The sequence below is a fragment of the Glycomyces arizonensis DSM 44726 genome (genome assembly GCF_000482705.1).
Lineage (GTDB): Bacteria > Actinomycetota > Actinomycetes > Mycobacteriales > Micromonosporaceae > Glycomyces > Glycomyces arizonensis.
This window is the reverse complement of the sequence record NZ_AXWO01000004.1, coordinates 33,843-58,464: the sequence shown is the minus strand read 5'-3', so window position 1 is coordinate 58,464 and position 24,622 is coordinate 33,843. Positions and strand designations below refer to the sequence as shown.

Sequence of the window (24,622 nt, the reverse complement as noted above, 5' to 3'; positions counted from 1 at the left end):
ACAGTGTCGTAAGGGGATCGACGCGACATCGGACGGGGCCCGCCGCTCGGCGGCGGGCCCCGTCCGCGCGCTACCTATTCCTCAGAGGCGTAGACGGACTGGAGCACTTCGGTGACGAACCCGTCGAGCGCCTCGCCTTCGAGGTCCTCCTCCGAGGCGACGGCGTAGGGCAGCACGAGCAGCCCGGTGCGGAGGTCGTCGGCCGAGACGCCCTCGGCGGAGCGGCCGCGGCCGAACGCGAAGCCGACGAGGGCCTCGACCACGGCCGGTTGGATGAGGGAGGCGGCGGGGAAGCGCGCGTGGAGCGCGTCGGTGAATTCGAGCACCCGCTCGCGGCTGGGCTCCGATGGGAACCGGCGCTGGAGGGCCACCGCCGTCGCGGCACTGAGGAGGACGGTCACGCGCTCGTCGCCGAGCCGGTCCATGACGTCTTCGGGCAGCTGCGCGGGCGCGGCGACGGCTGAGCGGACGATCTGTTCGTCATCGTTCATGGTCATACGGGACTTTAACCTCTCGCGCCCGCCCGCCGTCGAGGGAGCCGCCCCCGAGCCCGACCGCGGGCCGCCAATGAGCCTTTTCGGGCAACGTGTCATGTGCGTTGAGCGAGGATGAGTCGGCGAGGACGTTCGATTCGATGGAAGGCCAGGCGGGCGCGGGCGATGGTGCCGATCCGCCAGGGGTGGGCCTGTCCTGTGCATCCGGGCGGTCCGAGCCCGGCCTATTTGCCCGCTCGCCGCGTTGCCGGCCCTCCATATACAACACCGGTATTTGGAGGGCCTTCCGCGGATTCGGCGACGCTTTCGAGCCGTACATTCGCATTGCGAGCGGCCGAATGGACTCGGCCCCGACACCGCCGGGACGCATAGAGCAGGCCCTAGCGGCGAACGGTCGGCCGCAGCCGCTCGGCCAGGAACGCGACGATCGCGTCGCGGGCGGGGCGCGCGGCCGGCACCAGCCCGGGAGTGCTCACAAAACCGTGGGTCGCCCTGGGGTACACCAGGACCCGGGCCTCGGTCCCGTCGGACTGCAAGCGCTCGACGTACCGGCGCCCGTGGTCCAGCGCCGCGTCGAGAGCGCCGACCACGACCAGCGAGGGTGGCGCACCGGCGAGGCTCGCGAATTTGACGGGGGAGTAGTCGTTCCCGTCGTCGCCTGGAGACACGGCGAGCTCGGCCGACTTGCGCCACTTCGGGAGCGAGAGCCCGGGATTGCGGCCGTTCAACTCCAGTGAGGGGTAGTCGGCGCGCGTCTCGGACCAGTCGGTGGCCGGGTAGGCGAGCACCTGGGCCCGCACCCTCGGACCTTCTTCGCGCGAGCGCAGCGCGAGCAAGGACGCGATGGTTCCGCCCGCGCTCTCGCCGAATACCGCGATGTTCTCGGGATCGACGCCCCAGCCGAACGGGTCCTCCGCGAGCGCATCGAGCGCGGCACTGCCGTCCTCGACCGGCTCGGGGAGCGGGTGTTCGGGGGCGAGCCGATAGTCCACTCCGACGACGACCGCACCGAGTGCGGCGGACACGCGGCTGTTCACCCAGTCGTTCTGCTCGGGCAGGCCCGCGATGAAGCCGCCGCCGTGGAACGACAGGACCAGCGGCAGCGGTCCCTCTGCCGTGACCGGGCGGAACACTCGCAGCCGCAGCCGCCGTCCCGGCAGGTCGAGGAAGTGCTCTTTGACGCAGGCACCGCGGTCGGGCCGCCCGGCGACGAACCGCAGCAAGGGCGAGGCCAGCAGTTTCTCGGTCTTCGCCCGCATCGCGACGACCTCGTCGCCGCCGACCGAGTCCCAATCGACCTTGTCCTTCATGAGGACTCGGACGCCGAGGTGGGGTGTTGCGGACATGGCTTTCTCCGATCTCAATTACGCTACTAGAAGTATCGTAATCTCAGGATAGCCTGTCCGGGTGCAGGCATCCACCTCGTCCTCAGCCGGGCGGCCGCGCTCGGACCTGAATGCGGCCGTCTTCGCGGCCACGCTTCGCATGGTCGACGAGCTCGGTTACGCGGGCGCGACCATGGACCGCATCGCCGCGGCGGCCGGAACCGCGAAGACCACCCTCTACCGGCGGTGGCCCTCCAAGGGGGCGCTCATCATCGACACCCTCTTGGACGCCTTCAGCCCGATGCCGGCCTTGGGGCAGGACCGGCCAGCGGCCCTCGCGCAGGCGGTCCGCTGGCTCGCGGCCAAGGTCGGCGAACCGGGTGTCGGCGCCGCCTTCGCGGGCGTCTTCAGCGACGCGGTCAACGACGCCGCGCTCCGGGAACTCCTCTCCACGAGATTCCAGGAGCCCTACCTGATCGTGCTCAAGGACTACCTGGGCGAGTCCGAGCAGCGCATCGTGCTCTTCATCGACGTCATCACGGGTACCCTCCTCCACCGCATGGGCATGACGGGCCGCCCGATGGCCGACGCCGATGTCGAAGCCATGATCGCCATGGTGCTCAGCCTCTTCGAGTGACCGGGCGCAGCACTCCGCTCCGCGCCCGCGCCCGCGCCAGACGGGTATCCACCGTGGGTGTCCGAGGCGAGGCCCGTCCGCGAGCACGACGCCAACACCGCCGGCAAGACCGGTGTCGAAGCCGAGATCGCCCTGCTCGACATCGGCGTCGAGGAGCCCGAACGGCTGCTGGTCCTGGCCGATCTCGGGTACGAGAAGCTCCGGGCCTTCCCGGCCGTGGTCGTGCCCGAGAAGGTCCCCAAGGACGGCAAGCTCAGCGAGGACCAGCGGGAGCGGAACCGACTCATCCTCACTCAACGCACATGACCCGTTGCCTGAAAAGGCTCAATGGATGCAAATGGCGGGAGATGAAGTGAATCACAGGCAATTGTCCGGTTCAATTCGAACGGACAGAATCGGCTCGCCATTTGTCGGGGGAATGACATTCTATTGTCGGGCGAATGCTGTTTAAGACCTATTTACCGCCCCCATGGACACGCTTCCACCAGGCATAACACCCAAGGTAGACATTTATACCGGTCAATCGGAGGTAGAAGGCGCCGTAAACGGAACACTCGGAGAAACCGTTGTCGAATTGCCGGTTGTAGGCTTCGGAAGACTGCTCAGCATTCGGGCCGCAGCCGTTCCGATCCTACTTCCCCGGAGCCCGAAATGATCGACCACTTCTCCTATGGATACCTCACCCTTCCGATCGCCTTCCTGGTCTCCATGACCGGCTCCGCGCTCGGCCTGCTCCTGGCCAGGCACGCCCGCCGCCAGGCCACCGGCGGGCGCCGGGTCCTGTGGCTCTTCCTCGCCGCGTTCGCCCTCGGCGGCACCGGCATCTGGGTCATGCACTTCGTGGCCATGCTCGGCTTCACCATCACCGACGCCGAATTGCGCTACGACCCGGGCCTGACCGTGCTCAGCGCACTCCTCGCCGTCGCCGTCGTCGCCTGCGGCCTGCTCATCATCGGCCTGGGCCGGTACTCGACGGTGAAGCTGCTCGCGGCCGGCCTGTTCACCGGCGTCGGCATCGCCGCCATGCACTACACCGGCATGGCCGCCATCAACTCCAACGTCGAGCTGCGCAACGAGACCGGCTTCGTCGCCGCGGCCGTCGCCATCGCGGTCGGCGCCGCGACCGTGTCGCTGTGGCTGGCGTGGCGGCTCGAACGGACCTCGTCGATGTGGTTGGCCGCCGCGGTGATGGCCTTGGCGGTCAACCTGCTGCACTACACGGCCATGATGGGCGTGCGCACCACCGGGACCACCAGCGAGCCGCTCCACGGCGCCCACTCGATCGACATGATCTTCCCGATGGCGACCCTGACGGCGATCGTGCTGCTGTTCCTCATCTTCACGGTGGTCACCGTCCCGACCCCCGAGGAGCTGCGAACCGAGCAGCGGCTCGCGGCCATCGAGCAGGGCATGGAGCCCGGGCTTCGGTAGGCCGCAGGCGGCGGGGCCGGCGTCCTCATGGGACGTCGGCCCCGCCGCCTCGTGCCCGCCGACACGGATTCAGCGGGTCACGGGAGGGTGGCGAAGTGGCCGGCCACGGTGTTCGCGAAGTGGTAGCCGCTCGTGGCGTCCCAGTTGATCGACCAGGTCATGGCGCCGCCGATGCCCGGGTAGGCCTGATCGGGCGTGAAGTCGCCGCAGTTGACGAGCCGGGAGAGGCAGTCGAGGGCGTCGTTGACCATCGACGGGTCGACGTAGCCGCTGCTCGCCGCGCTCGGGACGGCGGGCAGGCCGAGACCCACCTGGCTCGGGTCGAGCCCGGCCTCCAGCTGGATGCAGGCCTGGGCGGTGATGAAGTCGACATCGCCCTGGCCGTAGACCTGGTCGTCGCAGCCGAGCATGGTGCCCGAGTTGTAGTACTGCATGTTGACGATGGTCAGGATGTCCTTGGTGTTGACCGCGAGGTCGCGGTAGCCGCCGCTGGTGTACTGGAACTCGATGGTCTGCGGGGCCATCGTGTAGACCAGGCTCGATCCGGCCGAGGCGTGGATGCGGCGCATCGCGGTCTCCAGCGCCGCGGCGTTGATGCCGTGCTCGAGGTCGATGTCGACGCCGTCGAAGCCGTATTCGTCCATCAGGGACAGGATCGAGTCGGCGAAGGCGTTCGCGCTGGCGGTGTCGTTGACGATGACGTTGCCCCGCTCACCGCCGACGGAGATGATGACCTTGCGGCCCTCGGCCTGGATGGCGGCGATGTCGGCCTTGAAATCGGCCTCGGCGTAGTTCAGCACCGGGTCGAGCGCGAAGTCGACGGCGCCGGTGGGGCTGGCGACGGCCTCGGCGAAGGCCACGGCGATGATGTCGTACTCCTCGGGGACCTCCGAGAGGTGCATCGTGCCCGAGCCGTTGTCGAAGTTGTGCCAGTAGCCGGTGAGGGTGGCGTCGCCGTCGCCGGTCGGGGGATCGGTCGGCTCGTCGGTGGTGGGCGGGTCGGTCGGATCGGTGGGGTCGTCGGCGCCGTCGCAGGCGCCGAGGGGCTCCCACACGCCCCACTGGCCGGTGGTGCCGGGTTCCTCGCCGGTGGTCCACCACTTGGCGCGGTACTCCTGGTCCTCGTGGCTGACGAGGTCGCCGCCGACGTAGATCTCGTCGGCCCGCCAGGGGGCGCCTTCGCAGGCGGCCTCGGCGGAGGCGCCCGTGGCGAAGGCGATCGGGACGGCCGCGGCGGTGGCGGCCACCAGGGCGGAGGCGGCGATCAGCGCCGCTCTTCGGGTGCGGTTCAAGGCGCCCTCCATGATTCGTAAATATTCCTTAAAGAAATTACAATCATGGTTGTCCATACGCCGATGCCATGTCAAGCCCTCCGACGCCGAAAATTCCCTCTCACCCGATTTGCCCACCGCTCCCACGGCCGGGCAACCGCCATCAGTACGGGTTGTTCACCGTTTCACGGCGAGGAGTGACTACCGCTCGACGTAGCCGAGCAGGTCCTGCCTCGTGAGCACGCCGGTCGGCTTGCCCTCGGTGAAGACCATGAGCGCGTCGTGGTTCTCCAACACCTCCACCGCCCGGTCGACCCGCTCGCCCGAGCCGATCGTCGGCAGCGGCCTGCCGACATGCCGCTCGATCGGGTCGTGCAGCGTCGCCTCGCCCTTGAACAGCGCGTCCATCAGATCCCGCTCGGCCACCGCCCCGGCCACCTCGCCGCTCATCACCGGCGGCTCGGCCTTGAGCACCGGCATCTGGCTCACCCCGTACTGGCGCATGATGTCGATCGCCTCGCGCACGGTGTCGTTGGGGTGCACGTGGACCAGCTCGGGGATCTCGCCGCCCTTGCCGGCCAGGACCTCGGCGACGGTGACGTCGCCGCCCGCGCCCAGGAACCCGAACTCGGTCATCCACTCGTCGTTGAAGATCTTCGAGAGGTAGCCGCGGCCGCCGTCGGGCAGGAGCACCACGACCACCGCCTCTGGCCCCGCCTTGCGGGCCACCGCGAGCGCGCCCACCACGGCCATGCCCGAGGAGCCGCCCACCAGGAGGCCCTCCTCGCGGGCGAGGCGGCGGGTCATCTCGAACGCCTCGGCGTCGGTGACCTCCACGATCTCGTCGGGGAGCCCGGCGTCGTAGTTCTCGGGCCAGAAGTCCTCGCCGACGCCCTCCACCAGGTACGGGCGCCCCGTCCCTCCGGAGTAGACGGATCCCTCGGGGTCGGCGCCGACGATCCTGACCCGGCCCTCGGAGGCCTCCTTGAGGTACTTGCCGGTGCCGGTGATGGTGCCGCCGGTGCCGATCCCGGCCACGAAGTGCGTCAGGCGGCCCTCGGTCTGCGCCCACAGCTCGGGCCCGGTCCGGTGGTAGTGCGAGGCCGGGTTCGCCGGGTTCGAGTACTGGTCGGGCTTCCACGAGCCCTCGATCTCGGTCAAGAGCCGGTCCGAGACCTTGTAGTAGGAGCGCGGGTCCTCCGGGTCGACCGCGGTGGGGCACACCACGACCTCGGCGCCGTAGGCCTTGAGCACGTTCCGCTTGTCCTCGGAGACCTTGTCCGGGCAGACGAACACGCACCGGTAGCCGCGCCGCTGGGCCACCATCGCCAGGCCGACGCCGGTGTTCCCGCTCGTCGGCTCCACGATCGTCCCGCCCGCCTTCAGGGCGCCGGAGGCCTCGGCCTCGTCGATCATGCGCTGGGCGATGCGGTCCTTGACCGAACCGCCGGGGTTGAGGTACTCGATCTTCGCGAGCACCGTGGCGGCCACCCCGTCGGTGACCGCGTTCAGCCGCACCAGCGGGGTGTCGCCGATGAGGTCGAGCACCGAGTCGTAATACTGCACGCCCCCAGCCTAGGCCCCTGCCGGGCGCCCCGTCCGCAGTCGGGGCCGTGTCATCGTCGGGTCCGCCCCGATCCCGCAGCGTGGATACGATGTGCCGTGGCGGCTCCACCGCGAGGCGGTTCCGCGAGAATCACGAAGCACACACGCAATGGCAACACGGCTCCAGGGAGTCGCTCGAACCAGTAGGGAGACAACATGGGAACCGCCGACATCGGCGTGGTCGGGCTGGCCGTCATGGGATCCAACCTCGCCCGCAACTTCGCCCGCCACGGCTTCACCGTCGCGGTCTACAACCGCACCTACGCCAAGACCACCGAGCTCATCGACGAGCACGGCGGCGAGGGCGACTTCGTGCCCTCCGAGGAGCTCGCCGACTTCGTGGCCTCGCTGAAGCGGCCCCGCAAGGCCATGATCATGGTGAAGGCCGGGAACGCCACCGACGCGGTCATCGACTCGCTCGCCGAGCTCATGGAGCCCGGCGACATGATCATCGACGGCGGGAACGCGCACTTCGAGAACACGCGGCGCCGCGAGGCCGCCCTGCGCGACAAGGGCATCCACTTCGTCGGCACCGGCGTCTCCGGCGGCGAGGAGGGCGCGCTGCTCGGCCCGGCGATCATGCCCGGCGGCTCGGCGGAGTCCTACGAGAGCCTCGGCCCGATCCTGGAGGCCATCGCCGCCAAGGCCCCCGACGGCACGCCGTGCTGCACGCGGCTCGGCCCCGACGGCGCCGGGCACTTCGTCAAGATGGTGCACAACGGCATCGAGTACTCCGACATGCAGCTCATCGGCGAGGCCTACGACCTCATGCGGCGCGGGCTCGGCATCGAGCCGTCGGAGCTGGCGAAGATCTTCGCCGAGTGGAACTCCGGCGACCTCGACTCCTACCTCATCGAGGTGACCGCCGAGGTCCTCGGCCACACCGACGCCGCCACCGGCAAGCCGCTCGTGGACGTCATCCTCGACCAGGCCGGGCAGAAGGGCACCGGGCGCTGGACCGTCCAGAACGCCCTCGACCTCGGCGTCCCGGTCACCGGCATCGCCGAGGCCACGTTCGCGCGGGCGCTGTCCAGCGGCGTCAAGCAGCGCGAGGGCGCCGTGGGCGTCCTGACCGGCCCCGACGGGAAGATCGACCTGCCCGAGAGCTTCGTCGACGACGTCCGGCAGGCGCTGTACGCCTCGAAGATCGTCGCCTACGCCCAGGGCTTCGACCAGATCGCCGCGGCCAGCGACGAGTACGGCTGGGACATCGAGCTCGGCTCGTGCGCGGCGCTGTGGCGGGCCGGGTGCATCATCCGGGCGCGGTTCCTCGACAAGATCACCGCCGCGTGGCGCGAGAACCCGGAGCTGCCGACGCTGCTGGCCGCCCCCGAGTTCACGCGGATCGTCACCGACGCGCAGGACGCGTGGCGCCGCGTCGTCGCCGCCGCGGTGCGGGCCGGGATCCCGACGCCGGGCTTCTCGTCGGCGCTGGCCTACTACGACGGCCTGCGCTCCAAGCGCCTCCCGGCGGCTCTGATCCAGGGCCAGCGGGACTTCTTCGGCGCGCACACCTACAAGCGCGTCGACCGCGAGGGCGTCTTCCACACCGACTGGTCCGGCGACCGCACCGAAGAGACGGTGTAGACGGTCGATCGGGGCGTGAAGAAGAGGGTCTCGTTGCCTGAAGCGTGCATGAGCGTCAGGGCATCGAGACCCTCTTCGCCGTACGGTGCGCAGTCGTCGACGATCACGTCATCCCCGTGCGGGGAAGCACGGCAGGCCCGACCGCGGCGCCTCAGCCCTCGAACGTGAAGGACTCCAGGTGGTCCAGGAGGACGTACTCCGATTCGGGGCTGAACTCGGCCACCTGCTCCCCCAAGGCGTGCGCCCCCAGCCAGTCGACCGCCGGCTCGGTCAGAGGCTCCTCGTAGTCGTCCCAGTGCGTCGGCACGACGTACGGCGGATGCCCCGCGGCGTTCAGCAGGCGCTCGGCGTACCGCGCGCCGCGCTCGCCAGCGCCGCCGGACTGCATGAACAGCACCGTGGGGCGGATCCCCTCGAGCTCGCGTTCCTGGAAGTTCGCCGTGCAGCCGATGAAGAGCGTCGCCTCCCCCATCGTCACCTGGTAGGCCAGGCTGCCGCCCTCCACCAGGTCCCTGACGGTCTTGGGACGCTTCGGCACCCCGCCGACGCGGCTGCCCGCGAACAGCAGCCGCTTGTGCCTGCCTCCGGGGTTGTGGTGGGCGCCGAAGACCTCGACGGTGAAGCCGTCGAACCGGTACCGCTCGCCGCCCGAGACCTGCCCGAGCTGTGCTTCGGGGGCGTCCAGGGCCCGCAGGAGGTTCAGGTGCGTCTCGGTGCCCAGCACGGTCGCGCCGGTCTTGGCGGCCACGTACGGGACGTCGGTGATGTGGTCCCAGTGCCCGTGCGTGACGAGCACGCAGTCGGCGCCGCCGATGTGCTCGTCCACGGCCGCCTCGTCGATCTCCAAGGGCGTGTCCATGTCCCACTCCTCGCCTTTCGGCGCGCCGGTGCGAAAGCGCGTCACCCACGGGTCGACGAGGACGGTCGCGCCGTTCCCGGTGATCTCCCAGGCGTTCGTGCCCAGCCAGCGGACGGTGATCTCAGTTGAAGACATGGCGCTCCAGGTGGTCGATGAGGACGAATTCGGAATCGGGGCTGGCGGCGGCGACGCGGTCGCGCACCGTCTTCCAGTCCTTGCCCGGCACGGCGGGCTCGGTCAGGGGCTCGTCGAAGTCGTCCCAGTGCGTCGGGACGACGTACGGCGGGTAGCCGGTGGCCTCGAGCAGGCGCTCGACGTAGTCGGGCGTGTGGCCGCCGCCGGGCTGGAGGAACAGCACCGTCGGGCGGATGCCCTCGATCTCGCGTTCCAGGACGTTCGCCGAGCCCGCGTTGAAGAAGGAGACACCGCCGAAGTCCACCAGGTAGGTCAGGCTGCCGCCTTCGACGAGGTCCCCGATCCGCTTGGGGCGATCCGGCACCCCGCCGAGGCGGCTGCCGGAGAACAGGATCTGCTTGTGCTCGCCGCTCGGCGCGTGCGAGGACCGGAACACCTCGACGGTGAAGCCGTCGAACCCGTACCGCTCGCCGCCCGAGACCTGTCCGAGCTGCTCCTCGGGGGCGTCCAGGGCCCGCAGCAGATTGAGGTGCGTCTCGGTGCCCAGCACGGTCGCGCCGGTCTCGGTAGCGATGTACGGGACGTCCGCGATGTGGTCCCAGTGCCCGTGCGTCACGAGCACGCAGTCGGCGCCGCCGATGTGCTCGTCGATCACCGCCGGGTAGACCTCGATGCGGGTCTCCGGGTCGGCCCCGTCCTTGTAGGCGCCGGTCGGGAAGCGGCTCACCCACGGGTCGATGAGCACGGTGGCGTGCTCGCTCTTGAGCTCCCAGGCGTTGGTGCCGAGCCACCGGGCCTCGACCGGCGGTCGGTCCCCCGGCTCGGCCTCGTCGGCCGACGCGGTGAGGACGGTGTCCCCGACCAGCTTCGAGCCGGCGACGAGGGCGACGCCGGTTCCTGCGGTGATCCACAGGCGGCGCCTGGTCACTCGGGTGCGTTGTCGTTCCATGGCGGCAGTCAAGCCGACCTCGCCCGGTTCTGTCCAATATCAACGGTGATATGGACCGATACGAAGATTGATATCGTCGCCGCATGGACATCATGCGACACCTGGAGTGCTTCCTGGCGGTGGGTGAGGAACGCCACTTCGGCAGGGCGGCGGAGCGTCTCGGCATGGAGCAGCCGCCGTTGAGCCAGCGCATCCGGCGCCTGGAGAAGGAGCTCGGCGCCGAGCTGTTCGACCGGAGCGGGAAGCAGGTGTCCCTGACCTCGGCGGGTCACACGCTCATGCGCGAGGCGCCCGAGCTGCTGAGCCGGTACCGCCGGATGCGGACGCTCGTCGGGCGGGCGGCGGCCGAGGAGCGGGCGGAGCCGCCGCGCCCGTGGTCGGAGATCTACTGACCGCCGATCGGAGATCTACCGACTGCCGAGTTGCTCGGTGAGGTGCAGGGCGGCGCGGCTCATGGCCAGTTCGACCTCGCGGAAGTTCCCGCGGCCGATCCGGACGAAGACCGCGATGGCGTGGCGGCGGCCGTCGGGCCATTCCCAGACCGCCACCTCGTTGAGCCAGCCGGGGAGCGAGCCGGAGCGCCCGAACGAGCGCACCTCGCTGGGTGCCAGGCGGGTGAGCCGCCCGCCGGTGAGCTGGCGCCCCATCCAGGTGCGGACGTCGCGCCGGACCGGCTCGGGCCCGGCCCACACGTGATCCAGGAAGGCCGTCATGTCGGCGGCCGTCGAAACGTTGGTGCGCAGCGGGTCCCACGCGCTCGTGCCGCGCAGCTCCTCGGTCGTGACCGCCCCGTTCGCGAGCACGTGGGCCAGTGCCTCCAGGTCCGAGAGGCCGAGGTCGTCGGCCACGTGCTCGAGGATCGCGCGGGGGCTGCCGATGAGCCGCGTGCCCTCCAGCCCCAGCCGGGCGGGCAGGCTCCGCAGCGCCTTCGCGCCGATGTGCTTGGTCACCAGGTCGGCGGCGGTGCTGTCCGAGACCTCCATCATGAGTGCGGCCAGGTCCTCGACGCTGAGGGTGGCGTCGTGCCGGAAACCGGCGGTGCCGGTCCCGCCGAGCCGGTCGGCGGCCGTGACCCGCACCGGCGCGCCGGGGTCGATCAGGCCCTCCTCCACCTGGCGCCGGAACTCCCAGGCGATGAAGACCTTGACCACGGAGACGAGGATGACCGGCTCGGTCTCCCGCACGCCGAGGCAGCGGCCGTCGTCCAGGTCCCTGATGTGCGCGTGCGCGACGGCGCCGAGCGGCTCGAAGAACGAGTCGATCAAGGCCGGTGCCCCCCTTCCGCGTCCCGTGCCCCGCGGCGCCGTCGGTGTGCGCCGCCGGGGACGGGAACAACCTACCCGTCCAGAGGGTCGGTCGCCGACTCGATCAGGGCGCCAGAGGAGTGTGCTCCCGCGTCGCCGCGCGCGTCCTCGCGTCGACCGCGGCGATGGGGAACGACCGCCGCACCGGCCGCCCCGTCCCACGACCATCGGCGGTCGGCCATCTCGACCCGAACGAACCGAGCGGGAGAGGCGGGCTCCGGCCCGCCCCTCCCGTCGTCAGCGGCTCGAATGCCCTGGGGGGCTTGATCGGTCGCGGTACATTGGAAAGCGGTCCCGCCTCCGCCCCCTGCCCCGTCTGGAGCCCAAACCCATGGGATTCGTCTTCGAGATCGTCGGCCTCATCTCAGACCTCCTCGGGCTGTCCTTCCGCGAGCGGCTCCCCCGGCTGCGCGTGCGCCGGGCCCTCCAACGCGCCGTGAACCGCTCGATCGCCAAGGCCCTGAATACCTCCGGCGGCGGACCCGGCGCGGTCCCCGCGCTGCGGAGCCTCCTCGCCGGCCTCCGCGAGGACGAGTTCATCGACGACTACGGCAACCTCATCCTGCGCGACAGCCTCGCCCGCCGCCTCGGCGACACCGCCCCCGAGTCCTTCGCGGGCGCCGACCCGGCCCGGTTCGTCCGGGCGCTCCGGGAGGCGCTCCTGGACGAAGTCGGCCTCCAAGGCGGCACCGGCGGCGCCCTCCAGCACCTCCACGACCGCATCCAGGACGCCCGCAAGTCCTACCTCGGCCCCGGCGACTCCGGGGACATCGACTTCACCGGCAGCGGATTCGCCCTGCCCGTGTCCGACGACGCCGTCCTGGGCCGCGAGGAGGCGATCGCCGACCTGCTCGACCACTGCCGCACCGCCGCCGGAGCCACCGTCATCTGGATCCACGGCGAAGCGGGCTCGGGCAAGACCACGCTGGCCGTCGAACTCGCCCGCCGCCTCGACGAGCGCGACGGCCTGGCCGTCCCCTTCGTCCGCCTGCGCGCCTCCTCCCGCGAACTGGGCGGCGGCGCCTTCCGCGACACCGACGCGCACCGGCCCCTCGCCGACCTGCTGCGCCGCTACGACGTCGTCGGCGCCGACCGCCTCCCCGAGGCCGAACTGCGCGCCCAGTGGAAGACCGTGGTGCGCAGACGCGACGTCCAGGCGATCGTCCTCGACGACGCCCTCGACATCGGCCAGGTCGAACCGTTCCTGCCCGGCGACGGCCGCTGCGTCGTCATCGTCTCCAGCCGCGTGGCCCCGCCCGGCCTGCTCGCCCACCGCGTGGCCATCCCCGCGCTGCCCATCGAGACGGTCCTGCGCCACCTCGCCGGGCTCGGCGACGGCGACGCCGACCGGATCGACGGCCTCATCCGCGGCATCGCCGCCACGCCGCTGGCGATCCCCCTGATCCGCTTCCTCGACGGCAGGCCCGAGCCCGAGTTCGGCAACCTGCTCGAAGTCGCGGGCGCCGGCGACTTCGAGGCCGCCGCCCACCGCTTCGCCGTCGAACGGCTCGACGCCGACGCGCGCCGCTCCCTCGGGCTGCTCGCGGGGCAACCGGGATTCCGCCTCACCGCCGAGGTCCTGGCCGCGCTCGACCGCACCGACGTCGACACGGCCGCGGCCCGCCTCGAGACCCTCACCGAGCTCGGGCTGCTCAAGACCGGCTCCGATGGCGCCTACGGCTTCCACGACCGCACCTACCTGCACATCGAAGCCGAGCTCGACCGCTACGCCTCCGCGTCCCAGCGCCGGACCGCTCGGCTGCGGCTGCTGCGTCGCCAATGCGACTACGCCCTCGCCGTCCACGCCTGCTTCGACGACGCCCAGGGCCGCCGGTCCCGCCTGCCCTCGAGCGACCTGCGGCTCAATGCCGACGAGGCGCGCCATTGGCTCACCATGGAGCGGCGCAACCTGATCGACGCCCTGAACTACCACCGCGAGCACGCCGAGCCGGACACGCCGACCGTCCTGGCCGACCTGTGCCTGCTGATCGGTCCGTCACTGCTGCGGATCGGCTACACGCGCGACGCGGAGCTGTTCCTGCGGGCCGCGGTGGCGCTGGCGGTTGAGCTCGACGACCGGCTGCACGAGGCCGAGGCCAGGCGGGCGCTCGGCGGGCGGGTCCTGCGCATGTCCGACCAATACGCCGAGGCCGAGACGGAGCTCGCGAAGGCCGTCGAGTTGTACGCCGCCCTCGGCGACGGCGAGGGCGAGGCCGCCGCCCGCGGCGGGCTCGGGCACATCGCCCGGCTGCGCGAGGACTGGGACGCCGCGACGCGGCACTTGGAGGAGGCGCGGGAGGGCTACTCGGCGCTCGGACTCGATCGCGGCGAAGCCGAATGCCTGCTGGGGCTGGCGGAGATCGCGATGGTCCGCGACGCTCCGGCGTTCGAGGAGTCCTTCGAGCTCTACCGCCAGGCCGGGCGGCTCTTCCAGGACCACCACGACATGCGCGGCGTCGCCGAGTCCTGCTGGGGCCGCGCCGAGGTGGCGCGCCTGCGCGGCGAGCTGGAGACGGCCGTGCGGCTCTACGACGCGGCGCTCGACCTCGCCCGCGCGAGCCACGACCAGCTCGTGGAGGCCGACACGCGGCGCGGCCTGGGGGACCTCGCGGCGGCCGAGGGCGACGACGCCGAGGCCCTGGAGCACTTCGAGGCCGCCGTCGAGCTCTACCGGCGCATTCTGGACCACGTCGGCACCGCCGACGCCCTTGCGGGCAAAGGGGAGACCCTGCTCAGGCTGGGTCGATCGGAGGAGGCCGCGGCAGCGCTCGGATCGGCCGAGGAGTTGTACAGTGGGATCGGGAACAGCCACGCCGATCGGATTCGGCGCCTCCTGCGCGATCACGGCTTGGCCGGGTCCGAAGCGACCGACGGCAGGTGGCGCCGGTTCAAGCGGAAGGACACCCATGCACGAGGCTGAGGACTTCGCCATCTCCACCGATCCCGAACGGCTCGACCTCGATTGGATCCATCGGTGCCTGTCCACCGACACGTACTGGGCGCCGGGACGGCCCCGCGAGCGCGTCGCCAGCGCCCTGGAGCACTCCATCTGCTACGGGCTCTACCACCCCGACGGCCGCCAGGTCGGCTTCGCCCGACTGGTGACCGACCGGACCGTGTTCGCCTGGCTCGGGGACGTCTACATCGACCGGTCGATGCGCGGACGCGGACTGTCCAAGTTCCTGGTCGAGCGGATCATGGCGGACGTCGAGGCGATGAAGGTGCGCCGGATCATCCTGTCCACCGACGACGCGGACGGGCTGTACCGGAAATTCGGGTTCACCGATCTCGACCGCGAGGAGACGGTCTGGCTGCACCGGCACTGGCCGGACCACGTGTGACCGCGACCGGCGTTCGCCGCCGTTCAGTCGCCGAAGCGGGGGCAGTAGGTGCCGCCGAGCTCGACCGGTTCGGCGGGGACGTCGCCGTCGCGGAGGCGTTTGACGAGCGCGACCAGGCGCTCGGGGGCGATGGTGCCGTCGGTGCTGCCGCACCGGTCGATCGGGAACCACGCGAAGCCGAGGTCCTGCTCATAGGCGACGTCGCTGTCGACGCGCGGCTCGAAGCGGCGGACGCGGTGGAAGAAGAACCAGTTCTTCTGGACCAGCAGGCGCCCGTGCGGGAACGCGGTGAGGACGCCGTAGCCGACCGGGCCGATGAGCGCCTCGGGGTCGATCGCCAGGCCGGTCTCCTCGGCGACCTCGCGGACGGCGGCGGTGGCCAGGTCCTCGTCCTCCTCGACGCCGCCGCCGGGGACGAACCAGCGGGTGACGCCGTCGAGGCACTCGTCGCCTCCCATGTGGAGCACGGTGTCGTGCTCGTCGAGGAGGATGACGCGGGCGGCGGGACGGAAGGCCGCCCCGGTCTCGGACTCGATGCTCATGCGGCGGTCTCCTCCGATGCGGCCCGGGGGCCGCTGTGCTCCAGCTCGACCGGCGCTGTCGGGATGTCGCCGCCCAGGAGCCGTTTGACCAGGACGGTGAGCGAGTCGATGCGATGGAGGCCCTCGGTCGCGGTGAAGTCGTCGACGGCGATCCACTGGAATTCGAAGTCCCGCTCGTAGGCGTCGCCGCCGCAGATGCGCGGCTCGAACCGCTCGGCGCGGGTGAAGAAGAAGTGGTTCTCCTGCACCCACGGGCGGTCCTCGCGCACGCCCAGGTAGAGCTGGCGGGCGACCGGGCCGACGAGGTCCTCGGGGGCGACGCGCAGGCCGGTCTCCTCGCCCAGCTCGCGGCTCGCGGCCTCGGCCAGCGTCTCGCCCGGGTCGACGCCGCCGCCGGGGAGCAGCCACTTGGCCGGTCGATCGGCCCTCGCGAAACCGCCTATGAACAGGACGTGGCCGTGCTCGTCGGCCACGATGCCCCTGGCGCCGCGCCGGTCGATTCGCGGCGTCGCTTCGATCGCGCTCATCGCTCGAGTATCCCGGGGCGCTCGATCGCCGTCCACCCTCTATTCGCGTCCCAGCACCAAGCGCCCCATGGGAGTACAACGGGCGCAACGGGTACCGAACCGGCGTTGAGTGCTTTGAGGAGACCGGCGACCGGAGCGGGGAAGACGATCCCGTCGGCGGCCGCGAGCTGCTCGGCGGTGAGCCAGCGGGCCTCGTTGAACTCCTGCCGCTCGACCTCCTCGAGCCCGTCGCGCACGGGAGCGAAGTGCGGGACGCGGCAGTGGAAGTACGACTCGTCGTTGTACGCGAGCGAGTCCGGCGTGTCCGACCAGACGCCCGCGGTGCGCGCGACGACCGGGCCGAGATCGGCCGGGTCGAGGACCAGCCCGGTCTCCTCCAGCACCTCGCGCACGGCGGCCTCGGCGAGGGACTCGCCGTCCTCGGCGCCGCCGCCGACGGTGACGTAGTACTCGACGCCCGGCGCCACGAAGCCGTTGCTGTAGAACAGCAGGAGCCGGTCGTCCTCGTCGACGAGCAGCACTCGCGCGCAGCGGCGCCTGGTGGTGGGAAGTTCCGGTGCGGCACTCACCGTTCGAGTATCCGCACGCGGCGGCGAATCGGCTATTGCGGGCCGAGGTCGAGCCAGGGCAGTTCGATCGGCTCGGTGAAGACCTCGCCGCCCATGAGCCGCTTGAGGACGCCGGCCAGGCCGATCGGGAAGACGTACGCGTCGGTGGCGAGCAGGTCGTCCAGGCCGAGCCATTCGCAGCGGCTGATCTCCTTGCTCTCCTCCTCTTCCATGCCGTCGAGGCTGGCCTCGAAGTGGTCGGTGCGCAGGAAGAAGAAGCTGTCGTCGGAGTAGAAGCGGATCCCGTCGTGGGTGACGCGGGCGCCTTCGGTGTGGGCCACCACCGGCCCGAGTGCCTCGGGCGTGACGCGCAGGCCCGTCTCCTCCAACGCCTCGCGGGCGGCGGCCTCGGCGAGGGACTCGCCGTCCTCGACCCTGCCGCCGACGGTGAAGTAGTAGTCCTTGTCCTGGCGGGCGAGCCCGGGACCGAAGAACAGGAGGGCGCGGTCGTCCCGGTCGACGATGAGGATCCGCGCCGCGCGGCGGTGTATGAGGCCGTCAGGGGTGGGATTCATAGACGCAAGCCTATCCGGAGGTTGAAGGGGCCCAACTCGAACGCGGCCCCGTTTCCGGCAATGCGGCTGTTTTGTCGCCGATCGGTGCGACGCTGGGAGGCGTACCGATCCGCATGCGATGAAGGAGTCTCCGATGGCAGCAGACGGCAAGCGGGCGACCGAGGCCGAACAGGTGACGCGGCTGGTCGCCGAGCGTTTGAACGCGGGCGATGTCGAAGGGATCGCCGAGCTGTACGAACCCGACGCCGTCCTGGCCTACCCGCCGGACAACCCGACCACCGGCGTCGAGGCGATCAAGGCGATCTACCAGGCGATGGCCGACCAGAACGTCCAGTTCGGCACGGACGAGCACCAGCTGCCGACGGTCTACTTCGAGGACCTGGCGCTGGCCTCGACGGTCTCGGCCGACGGCAAGGGCACCCGCGTCCAGGTGCTGCGGCGGCAGCCCGACGGCACGTGGAAGCGCATCATCGACCGCCCCGAGACGAAGTAGCCGCCGGTCCGCCGGGAGTCACCCGAGCGAGCGACTCCCGTCGGCCCTTCGGCACCGGTCGCGCCCCGAACCGGCGGCCACTCGCTCTGGTCCGAAGGTGAGCCGGAATCGCGATCCTCACACTGCGGAGGTTATAGGCTATATGACCCATATAGCCTATAACCTCCGCAGTGGCGTGTGAGCGGTCCGCCTCGCGATCTCGGACACACTTGCCGCAGCCGTTAGTGTTGTGCACGTGGCAGAAGAAAAAGCGGTGTCCCGGCCGGTCGTGGTGTTCGACGTGCTCGGCACCTTGGTGGATCAGGGCGGGAGCCTTGAGCGGCAGGTCACTGACGCGATCGGAGTCGACGGCGAGACGGCCGCGGCGGTGGTGCGCGACTGGCTCGGCCACGTCGCCGAACAGGAGCACGCGATCGTCGAGCGCCGCCGCGCGTTCGCGCCGAGCCATGAGCTGGATCGCGAAGCGCTGCACCGGCTGGCCGACGAAGGACTGCTGCCCCGCGACCGCGTCGGCGAGCTCGCCGACGCCTCGCTGCGGCTTCAGCCCTGGCCGGACACCGTCGCCGGTCTCGACCTCCTCGCCGCCGACGTCACCGTGCTCGGCCTCTCCAATGCCAGCCGTCGCGTCCTCACCGGCCTCAGCGGCGCCTCTGGAATGCGGTGGCACCAGGTGCTCTCCGCCGAGGACGCGGGCACCTACAAGCCCGACCCTGCGCTCTATGAGCTGGCCGTGGCCAGCGCGCCCGCCGGTGGCGCACCGCCGTTCATGGCCGCCGCCCACGCCTGGGACCTGCGCGCGGCCGCGGCCGCCGGGATGCGCACGGCGTACGTGCCGCGCCCCGACGGCGATCCGCCCGGCCCCGGCGACTCGTTCGACCTCCACGCCGAGAACCTCGAAGAGCTGCACACGAAGCTGCTCGATTCGGCCGACAGCGCCTAGCGGCGCAGGCGTCTCGAAGTCCTCACCGCAGCTTCATGAGCGGCGTTCGCGACCTTCGCACTGCGGCCGCGGCGCTCAGGCCAGGTCGTTCGCGAGGCTGACGATCGTCACGTCCATCGAGGAGTTCGCCGGGAACTCCAGCTGCGACGGCGCCACCTGGGACGAGACGAGGTGCGAACCGAGGGCGGCGACCATCGCGCCGTTGTCGGTGCACAGCTTCGGCTTCGGGTAGCGCAGGTTGATCCCGGCCTGCTCGGCGCGCTCGGTGGCGAGCGAGCGCAGGCGCGAGTTCGCCGCGACCCCGCCGCCCAGCAGCATCGTGTCGACGCCGTGTTCCTTGGCCGCGAGGATCGCCTTGCGGGTCAGCACGTCGCACACCGCCTCCTGGAACGCCGCGGCCACGTCGTTCACCGGAACGGTGCGGCCCTCGGCCTGCTGCGCCTCGATCCAGCGGGCGACGGCGGTCTTGAGGCCGGAGAAGGAGAAGTCGTAGCGGTGCCGCTCCATGTCCTTCGCGGCGCTCAGGCCGCGCGGGAACTCGACATAGGCGCTGTCGCCCTCGCGGGCCGCCCTGTCGATGTAGGGCCCGCCGGGGAACGGCAGGCCGAGCAGGCGCGCGACCTTGTCGAACGCCTCACCGGCGGCGTCGTCGATGCTCGCGCCGAGCTGGGTGACCTTCCCGGCCAGGTCCTCGACCATCATGATCGTCGAGTGGCCGCCCGAGACCAGGAGGCCGATCGCGGGCTCGGGGATCGGCCCGTTCTCGAGCGTGTCGACGGCGATGTGGGCGCTCAAGTGGTTGACGCCGTAGAGCGGCACGCCCGTCGCGAGGGAGTACGCCTTCGCCGCGCCGACGCCGACCATGAGCGCCCCGGCCAGGCCCGGCCCGGCGGTGACGGCGATCCCGTCGAGGTCGGCCAGGGCCACGCCCGCCTCGTCGAGCGCGCGCCGCACGGTGGGGACCATGGCCTCCAGGTGCGCGCGGGAGGCCACCTCGGGGACGACGCCGCCGAATCTGGCCTGCTCCTCGACCGATGAGGCTATGGCGTCGGCCAGCAGCTCGGTGCCGCGCACGATGCCCACCCCCGTCTCGTCGCACGAGGTCTCGATGCCCATCACCAGTGGTTCGCTCATCTAAAGATCCATCCTCATCACCGCGGCGTCGGTGCCGGTGAACTGGTAGTAGTTCTTGCGCACGCCGATGCCGTAGAAACCGTACCGGTCGTACAGCCGCTGGGCCGGCTCGTTGTCGACGGCGACCTCCAGGAACACCGCCTTCGCGCCGGCCGCGCGGGCGCGGGCGACGACGTCGTCCATGAGCATCGTCGCGATGCCCTGCCGCCGCCGCTCGGGGTCGACGGCGATGTTGTTGATCCAGGCCTCGTTCCCGGCCAGGGCCACCCCGGCGTAGCCGACGACGCGGTCAGTGCCGAGGCGGTCCTGTTCGAAGACCGCCCGGTAGTCGTGCCCGGCGGCCAGCTCGGTCCACAGCAGGCCCTCGCTCCACGCCTCGGGCCCGAAGACCACCCGTTCCAGCCTGGCCACGACCGGCAGGTGCCACCAGCGCAGCCGACCCATGTGCAAGTCGCCGTCCATCATTCCAGTCTTCACCACGGCCGGCGGCCGCCGGCCACGGGACGAGTGATCACCGCGCCCACCGGCCCTAACGCACGGACCGGCTTCGCGTCCGGGCGGCGCAGGTACAGCGGCGTGAGCTTCTCGGTCGGCGCGCCCGCGAGGAGGCGCGGCCCCGCCAGCTCGACGAGCTTCACCAGGTCGGGGTAGACCGGTTCGACCTCGGCGGGCATCGCCAGCTCGCCGGGGTACTTGGAGGCGCCCTCGCCGATCGCGTAGTCGACGTCGAGGTCGGGCAGTTCGGCGGGCTTGCCGACCCGCGGCTCGCCCTGGCGTTCGCCGCCCGCGTAGACGGCCCAGTAGATCTCCTTGCGGCGCGCGTCGGTGGCCGCGAGCGCCCGCCCGCGCGTGTTCGCGCCGATCCCGTCGAGCGAGCAGACGCCGTAGACGGGGATGCCGAGCCCGTCGGCGAACGAGGCGGCGGTGACCATGCCCACCCGCAGGCCGGTGAACGGGCCGGGCCCCACACCGGCGACGACGGCGGCGACGTCGCGCTTCGAGCGGCCGGCCTCGTCCAGGCACTGGTCGATGAACGGGGCGAGGCGCTCGACGTGGCCGCGGCTGTCGATCTCGCGGCGGAAGGCGCCCAGGAACAGCTCGTCGCCGTCGATCTCGACGAGCGCGGCCTGGACGGCGCTGGTGGCGGTGTCGAGGGCGAGGACTAGCATGCGGCCGCCCCGATCGGCGCGTCGAAGGCGGCGAGGCGGTCGACCCAGTCGCCGCCGCGGCCGTGGAGGACGAGCGTGCGCCTCTCGTCGGCGGCGCGCTCGATGGCGATCTCGAGGTGCGACTCGGCGAGGCGCTCGGCGAGTCCGGCGCCCCATTCGACGACGGTGACGGAGGTGGCCACGTCGGTGTCGAGGTCGAGGTCGTCGAGCTCGTCGAGGCTTTCGAGCCGGTAGGCGTCGACGTGGACGAGGGGGAGACCGTTCGAACCGGCCCGGTGGGTGCGGGCGATGACGAAGGTGGGGCTGGTGATGCGGCCGTCGACGTCGAGTCCGGCGCCGATGCCCTGGGTGAGGGCGGTCTTGCCGGCGCCGAGGGGGCCGGTGAGGATCACGAGGTCGCCCGCGCGCAGCAGGCCTGCGAGGCGCTTCCCGAATTCGTGGGTGTCTTCGGCCGTCGGCATGCTCAGCCTCACGATGTCACTCCTCTGTGTGCGTATGGGTTCCGCGTTCGGCATGGCGGGAGAACGGGGTCCAGCTCCACCTCGGCGACGGGTGCGATCCGTCTCTGGCGCGCCTCGGTCGGGCGCTCCTCGCCCCACCGGCCGCGGTGGTGCCGACCGTGGTCGTCTCCACGGCGTCGCCGTCATCGACGGTGTCGATTCCGGCAATGACTTTGTCGATCATCTCCAACAATAGTTGTGAGATCTCACCAGGATACTCGAGCTGCGGCGAATGGGCCGCTTCGGCCACGAGCACGAACCTGGCCCCCGGGATCGCGTCGGCGAGGCGGTGCGAATGCCGCGGCGGCGTCAGGATGTCGCTGTCGCCGACGACGACGAGCACCGGGATGTCGGCGAACCGCCCCAGTGCCGCCAGCTCGTCGTGATCGAGAATAGCGCGCACATAGCCGACGACGCTCTGCACCGGCGTGTGTCGGTTCATGCGCTCGACCAGGCTCACCAGCGAATGCGGCGGGTCGAGGCAGGCGAACGCGGCCCGGCGGGTGACGAGCCAGCCGATGTCGCCCGACAGCAGCCGGGCCCGGTCGATCAGCTGCGGCGTCCACCCGGTGATCTGCTGGAGCATCGGCAGGACGGTGCGCCGCATCCGCCGCAGCGCCCGCATCGGCTTGGTCTCGACGGTGTCGAGCCCGGCCGGGCTCGTCGACAGGAACGCGACGCCCTTGACGCGCTCGGCGACGACCTCGGGCCTGCGGCGGGCGAACGCCTGGACGGCCATGCCGCCCATGGAGTGCCCGACGAGGACGAGCGGGCCGCGCGGGGCGACGGTGGCGATGACGTCGTGGAGGGTCTCGGCGAGCTCGTCCATGGAGTACTCGGTGCGCGGCAGCGGCCCGGAGCGGCCGTGGCCGGGCTGGTCGTAGAACACCGCCCGCAGCGAGGCGCCCGCATTGACCGCCCTGGCGATCGCCTTGCGCTGGAAGTAGAACGTGGAGGCGTCGTGGAGGTAGCCGTGGGCGAAGACCACGGTCAGGGCCGCGTCCTCAGGGCCGACGGTCTCGACGTGGACCGGGACGCCGTCGTGACTGATGACGGTGCGCACCTCGTCGGTCGGCGGCAGCTCGAACGGCTCGCTCGCGTAGGGGTCGTTCGAGGACGAGCGGGTGCGGCGGGCGAGGTAGCGGGGCACGCCGATGGCGAGCGCCGCGCCCGCGGCGACGCCGCAGGTGATGCCCCCCGCCACGGCGAGGCGGCGCAGTCTGCTCCGGCGCCTCACTCCACGCCCCGGTTCCAGTAGCGCGGGACGCGACCGCCGATCCCGGTGAGGATCTCGTTGGGGATGGTGCCGGCCCACGCCGACCAGTCGTCGGCGTCGGGGTGGTGCTCGCCGGCGCCGATGAGGACGACCGGCTCGCCGGGGCTGACGGTGTCGTCGCCGAGGTCGACCACGAACTGGTCCATGCAGATCCGGCCCAGGACGCGGCGCCTGCGTCCGGCCAGGTAGACCTCGGCGCTGCCGGAGGCGGCCCGCGGGATGCCGTCGGCGTAGCCCAGCGGCACCAGGGCCACGTTCGCGTCGCGTTCGAGGTGGTGGGTGTGCCCGTAGGAGATGCCGGTGCCCGCCGGGAGGCGCTTGACGGTGGCGACGCGGCTGCGCAGCTCCATGACCGGTTCGAGAGCGACCGGGATCTCGGGCACCGGGTTGTAGCCGTAGAGGGCGATGCCGGGCCGCACGAGGTCGTAGTGGGTCTCGGGGTCGGCGATGAGCGCGGCCGAGTTGGCGAGGTGGCGGACCTCGGGGGCGATTCCGGCGGCGGCGAGCGCGGCGAGGAAGCGCTCGAAGGCGGCCTTCTGGAGCGCGTTCGCGGGGTGGCCGAGCTCGTCGGCGCAGGCCAGGTGGCTCCAGGCGCCGACGATCGCGATCGTCCCGGCGGCCCGGTGCTTCGCGGCGGCCTCGGCGAAGGCCTCCCACTCGTGCTCGGCGACGCCGCCGCGGGAGATGCCGGTGTCGCCCTTGAGGTGGACGCGGGCGGCGGTGCCGGTGCGCTCGGCGGCGGCGGCCACGGCGGCGAGGTTCGCGAGGGAGGAGACGCCGAGCTCGGCGCCGGCCTCGATCGTCTCGGCCAGGCCCGGCTGGTCGGGGGCGTAGAGGAAGGCCATGACCGGGGTCTCGGCGAGGTCGGGGAGGCGCCGCAGCCGCCAGGCCTCGCGGAGGGTCGCGACGCCGAGGCGCGCGGCTCCGGCCTCGACGCTGACGCGCGCGGCGGGGATCATGCCGTGGCCGTAGGCGTCGGCCTTGACCATCGCCATGAGCGGTGCCTCGGTGAGCGCGGCCAGCGTCTCGACGTTGTGAGCGAGGCGGCGCCAGTCCATGCTCGCCTTCGCCGTGCCGGACATGTCGCTGGAAACCGGATCAGACGCGATCCGATAGTTGTCAATCGCCACGCACCAAGGTTACGTGCCCGATCGGCAAGCCACACCCGGCACGCTGGGGCCGGAGCGGCGGACCGGCCGAACGTGCAGGTCACCGAGCCCACCGCCGGAGAGGGCAGCGGCCGCGCCCGCCCGCAATGTCAGGAAGACGAGGGACGTCGTCTAGTCACCGAGTTCCCACGTCCGGCCGGTCTTCCGCAGCTCCTCTGCGTACTCGTTCGAGAACGTGTATTGACCACGTGGTATCGGCTCGCGGCGATCTCGATGCCCGGTCCCGGACTGCCAGGCCGGGTTCGGCTGCTGCTTGTCCTTCGGTGCGGCCTTTCGCTTCTGCTTTCTCTTCCGCTCTTGGCATGCCGCGCATCGCTCAGACCCTCGTCGGCATACCCGCGAGCAGTCGACACAGTATGACTTCGGAGGCCGCGCAGGCCGTTTCTTCACGAGCTTGTAGTCGCAGGCGGGACACCGCTCGGCGTTGCCACCACGACGTCCGAGTACCGAGGTGAACTTGTTGAACGCGAAGCCGCAGTGAGGGCAGGTCATCGTCTGCTCCAAAGGGGTAGGAGAACCATCAGTGTAGCCATCCGGCCACAGGGAGGGAACCTCCGAAACGGTGAATCGTGGACGGCCCTTGACGACTGCTGTTCACGCGAAGAGCTTCGCTCACCGCTACATGTGGGGTACGGGCGAATCCGCACAGTGACACGACAGTGGACCTAGACGTTTTCGGACACGAACGCGTGTCGCGCTTGCGCTGTGACAGATCGCCATGTAACGCTGATAGGACGTGCCAGTGGCACGTCCACCGAGACTTAATTCCATACGGGCGGCGGGCCGCCGATCAATTACCACATCTCCTGGC

At 71.0% G+C, this 24,622-nt stretch carries 26 protein-coding genes; 9 read left to right on the top strand and 17 right to left on the bottom strand.

From position 1 onward, the window contains the following. Positions 1–74 precede the first annotated feature (74 nt). Positions 75–491: a hypothetical protein gene (locus H613_RS0106400; RefSeq protein ID WP_156925858.1), complete on the bottom strand. Its 417-nt coding sequence runs from the start codon at positions 489–491 to the stop codon at positions 75–77. A 383-nt stretch (positions 492–874) separates the two neighbouring features. Beyond that, on the bottom strand, positions 875–1,840 hold the full coding sequence (locus tag H613_RS0106395; protein ID WP_026923160.1) for an alpha/beta hydrolase: 966 nt from the start codon (positions 1,838–1,840) through the stop codon (positions 875–877). Positions 1,841–1,901: 61 nt separating this feature from the next. On the opposite strand from H613_RS0106395, the gene H613_RS0106390 reads away from it, so the two are divergent. The 3 genes from H613_RS0106390 (at position 1,902) to H613_RS24790 (ending at position 3,887) form a co-directional block, all read left to right on the top strand. Next, positions 1,902–2,456, top strand: coding sequence for a TetR/AcrR family transcriptional regulator (locus tag H613_RS0106390; protein ID WP_026923159.1), 555 nt, complete (start codon positions 1,902–1,904; stop codon positions 2,454–2,456). Positions 2,457–2,513: 57 nt separating this feature from the next. Next, a complete protein-coding gene (locus H613_RS0106385; protein WP_026923158.1) occupies positions 2,514–2,762 on the top strand; it encodes a hypothetical protein in 249 nt (82 codons plus the stop codon). 345 nt (positions 2,763–3,107) lie between these two features. Further along, positions 3,108–3,887 carry an MHYT domain-containing protein gene (locus H613_RS24790; RefSeq protein ID WP_051393025.1) on the top strand — a complete coding sequence of 260 codons (780 nt, stop codon included), beginning with the start codon at positions 3,108–3,110 and terminating at the stop codon, positions 3,885–3,887. A gap of 77 nt (positions 3,888–3,964) precedes the next feature. Here H613_RS24790 and H613_RS0106375 read toward each other — a convergent pair whose 3' ends face one another. Together H613_RS0106375 and H613_RS0106370 are read right to left on the bottom strand one after the other, a co-directional pair. Then, the gene (locus H613_RS0106375; protein WP_026923157.1) at positions 3,965–5,179 is read right to left on the bottom strand and encodes a glycosyl hydrolase family 18 protein; all 1,215 of its coding nucleotides are present in this window, start codon (positions 5,177–5,179) and stop codon (positions 3,965–3,967) included. 180 nt (positions 5,180–5,359) lie between these two features. After that, complete coding sequence (locus H613_RS0106370; RefSeq protein WP_026923156.1) at positions 5,360–6,724, bottom strand: cystathionine beta-synthase; 1,365 nt, start codon at positions 6,722–6,724, stop codon at positions 5,360–5,362. A 195-nt stretch (positions 6,725–6,919) separates the two neighbouring features. Here H613_RS0106370 and gnd point away from each other — a divergent pair, with 195 nt between their 5' ends. Beyond that, entirely contained in the window at positions 6,920–8,350 is a 1,431-nt protein-coding gene (gnd, locus tag H613_RS0106365) for an NADP-dependent phosphogluconate dehydrogenase (RefSeq protein ID WP_026923155.1), read from the top strand. 151 nt (positions 8,351–8,501) lie between these two features. On the opposite strand, the gene H613_RS24785 is transcribed toward gnd, so the two are convergent. Together H613_RS24785 and H613_RS0106355 are read right to left on the bottom strand one after the other, a co-directional pair. After that, positions 8,502–9,344, bottom strand: a complete 843-nt coding sequence (locus tag H613_RS24785; protein WP_051393024.1) for an MBL fold metallo-hydrolase — start codon at positions 9,342–9,344, stop codon at positions 8,502–8,504. Further along, entirely contained in the window at positions 9,331–10,293 is a 963-nt protein-coding gene (locus H613_RS0106355) for an MBL fold metallo-hydrolase (RefSeq protein WP_026923154.1), read from the bottom strand. The genes H613_RS24785 and H613_RS0106355 overlap by 14 nt, the downstream gene beginning before the upstream one ends. A gap of 83 nt (positions 10,294–10,376) precedes the next feature. Here H613_RS0106355 and H613_RS32335 point away from each other — a divergent pair, with 83 nt between their 5' ends. Further along, a complete protein-coding gene (locus H613_RS32335; RefSeq protein ID WP_026923153.1) occupies positions 10,377–10,685 on the top strand; it encodes a LysR family transcriptional regulator in 309 nt (102 codons plus the stop codon). 15 nt (positions 10,686–10,700) lie between these two features. On the opposite strand, the gene H613_RS0106345 is transcribed toward H613_RS32335, so the two are convergent. Further along, on the bottom strand, positions 10,701–11,558 hold the full coding sequence (locus tag H613_RS0106345; protein ID WP_051393023.1) for a serine hydrolase: 858 nt from the start codon (positions 11,556–11,558) through the stop codon (positions 10,701–10,703). A gap of 370 nt (positions 11,559–11,928) precedes the next feature. Here H613_RS0106345 and H613_RS0106340 point away from each other — a divergent pair, with 370 nt between their 5' ends. Further along, positions 11,929–14,517 carry a tetratricopeptide repeat protein gene (locus H613_RS0106340; RefSeq protein ID WP_026923151.1) on the top strand — a complete coding sequence of 863 codons (2,589 nt, stop codon included), beginning with the start codon at positions 11,929–11,931 and terminating at the stop codon, positions 14,515–14,517. Continuing rightward, the gene (locus tag H613_RS0106335; protein WP_026923150.1) at positions 14,504–14,938 is read left to right on the top strand and encodes a GNAT family N-acetyltransferase; all 435 of its coding nucleotides are present in this window, start codon (positions 14,504–14,506) and stop codon (positions 14,936–14,938) included. Before H613_RS0106340 ends, H613_RS0106335 begins: the two co-directional genes overlap by 14 nt. Before the next feature lie 23 nt (positions 14,939–14,961). Here the strand turns inward: H613_RS0106335 and H613_RS24780 are convergent, their stop codons facing one another. From H613_RS24780 to H613_RS0106315, 4 genes are read right to left on the bottom strand one after another with little or no spacing between them, the layout of a single operon-like run. After that, the gene (locus tag H613_RS24780) at positions 14,962–15,480 is read right to left on the bottom strand and encodes an NUDIX hydrolase (RefSeq protein ID WP_035736663.1); all 519 of its coding nucleotides are present in this window, start codon (positions 15,478–15,480) and stop codon (positions 14,962–14,964) included. Next, the gene (locus tag H613_RS24775; RefSeq protein WP_051393022.1) at positions 15,477–16,007 is read right to left on the bottom strand and encodes an NUDIX domain-containing protein; all 531 of its coding nucleotides are present in this window, start codon (positions 16,005–16,007) and stop codon (positions 15,477–15,479) included. Before H613_RS24775 ends, H613_RS24780 begins: the two co-directional genes overlap by 4 nt. Continuing rightward, positions 16,004–16,576: an NUDIX hydrolase gene (locus H613_RS28950; RefSeq protein WP_169731961.1), complete on the bottom strand. Its 573-nt coding sequence runs from the start codon at positions 16,574–16,576 to the stop codon at positions 16,004–16,006. Before H613_RS28950 ends, H613_RS24775 begins: the two co-directional genes overlap by 4 nt. Positions 16,577–16,608: 32 nt before the next feature. Next, the gene (locus H613_RS0106315) at positions 16,609–17,130 is read right to left on the bottom strand and encodes an NUDIX domain-containing protein (protein WP_035736661.1); all 522 of its coding nucleotides are present in this window, start codon (positions 17,128–17,130) and stop codon (positions 16,609–16,611) included. Positions 17,131–17,263: 133 nt separating this feature from the next. On the opposite strand from H613_RS0106315, the gene H613_RS0106310 reads away from it, so the two are divergent. Beyond that, entirely contained in the window at positions 17,264–17,623 is a 360-nt protein-coding gene (locus H613_RS0106310; protein ID WP_026923148.1) for a YybH family protein, read from the top strand. 235 nt (positions 17,624–17,858) lie between these two features. Continuing rightward, positions 17,859–18,563 (top strand): haloacid dehalogenase type II, encoded by a 705-nt coding sequence (locus tag H613_RS0106305; RefSeq protein ID WP_026923147.1) that lies wholly within the window; start codon positions 17,859–17,861, stop codon positions 18,561–18,563. Positions 18,564–18,638: 75 nt separating this feature from the next. Here H613_RS0106305 and tsaD read toward each other — a convergent pair whose 3' ends face one another. From tsaD to alr, 6 genes are read right to left on the bottom strand one after another with little or no spacing between them, the layout of a single operon-like run. Next, positions 18,639–19,697, bottom strand: a complete 1,059-nt coding sequence (gene tsaD, locus H613_RS0106300) for a tRNA (adenosine(37)-N6)-threonylcarbamoyltransferase complex transferase subunit TsaD (protein WP_026923146.1) — start codon at positions 19,695–19,697, stop codon at positions 18,639–18,641. Further along, on the bottom strand, positions 19,698–20,159 hold the full coding sequence (gene rimI, locus H613_RS0106295; RefSeq protein WP_026923145.1) for a ribosomal protein S18-alanine N-acetyltransferase: 462 nt from the start codon (positions 20,157–20,159) through the stop codon (positions 19,698–19,700). It abuts the gene before it with no gap. Positions 20,160–20,170: 11 nt separating this feature from the next. Beyond that, entirely contained in the window at positions 20,171–20,866 is a 696-nt protein-coding gene (gene tsaB / locus H613_RS0106290) for a tRNA (adenosine(37)-N6)-threonylcarbamoyltransferase complex dimerization subunit type 1 TsaB (RefSeq protein WP_026923144.1), read from the bottom strand. After that, a complete protein-coding gene (gene tsaE, locus H613_RS24765) occupies positions 20,860–21,327 on the bottom strand; it encodes a tRNA (adenosine(37)-N6)-threonylcarbamoyltransferase complex ATPase subunit type 1 TsaE (RefSeq protein ID WP_439330240.1) in 468 nt (155 codons plus the stop codon). Before tsaE ends, tsaB begins: the two co-directional genes overlap by 7 nt. A gap of 16 nt (positions 21,328–21,343) precedes the next feature. Then, complete coding sequence (locus H613_RS24760; protein ID WP_156925856.1) at positions 21,344–22,603, bottom strand: alpha/beta fold hydrolase; 1,260 nt, start codon at positions 22,601–22,603, stop codon at positions 21,344–21,346. Next, entirely contained in the window at positions 22,600–23,772 is a 1,173-nt protein-coding gene (gene alr, locus H613_RS0106275; protein WP_245598494.1) for an alanine racemase, read from the bottom strand. Before alr ends, H613_RS24760 begins: the two co-directional genes overlap by 4 nt. Positions 23,773–24,622 lie beyond the last annotated feature (850 nt).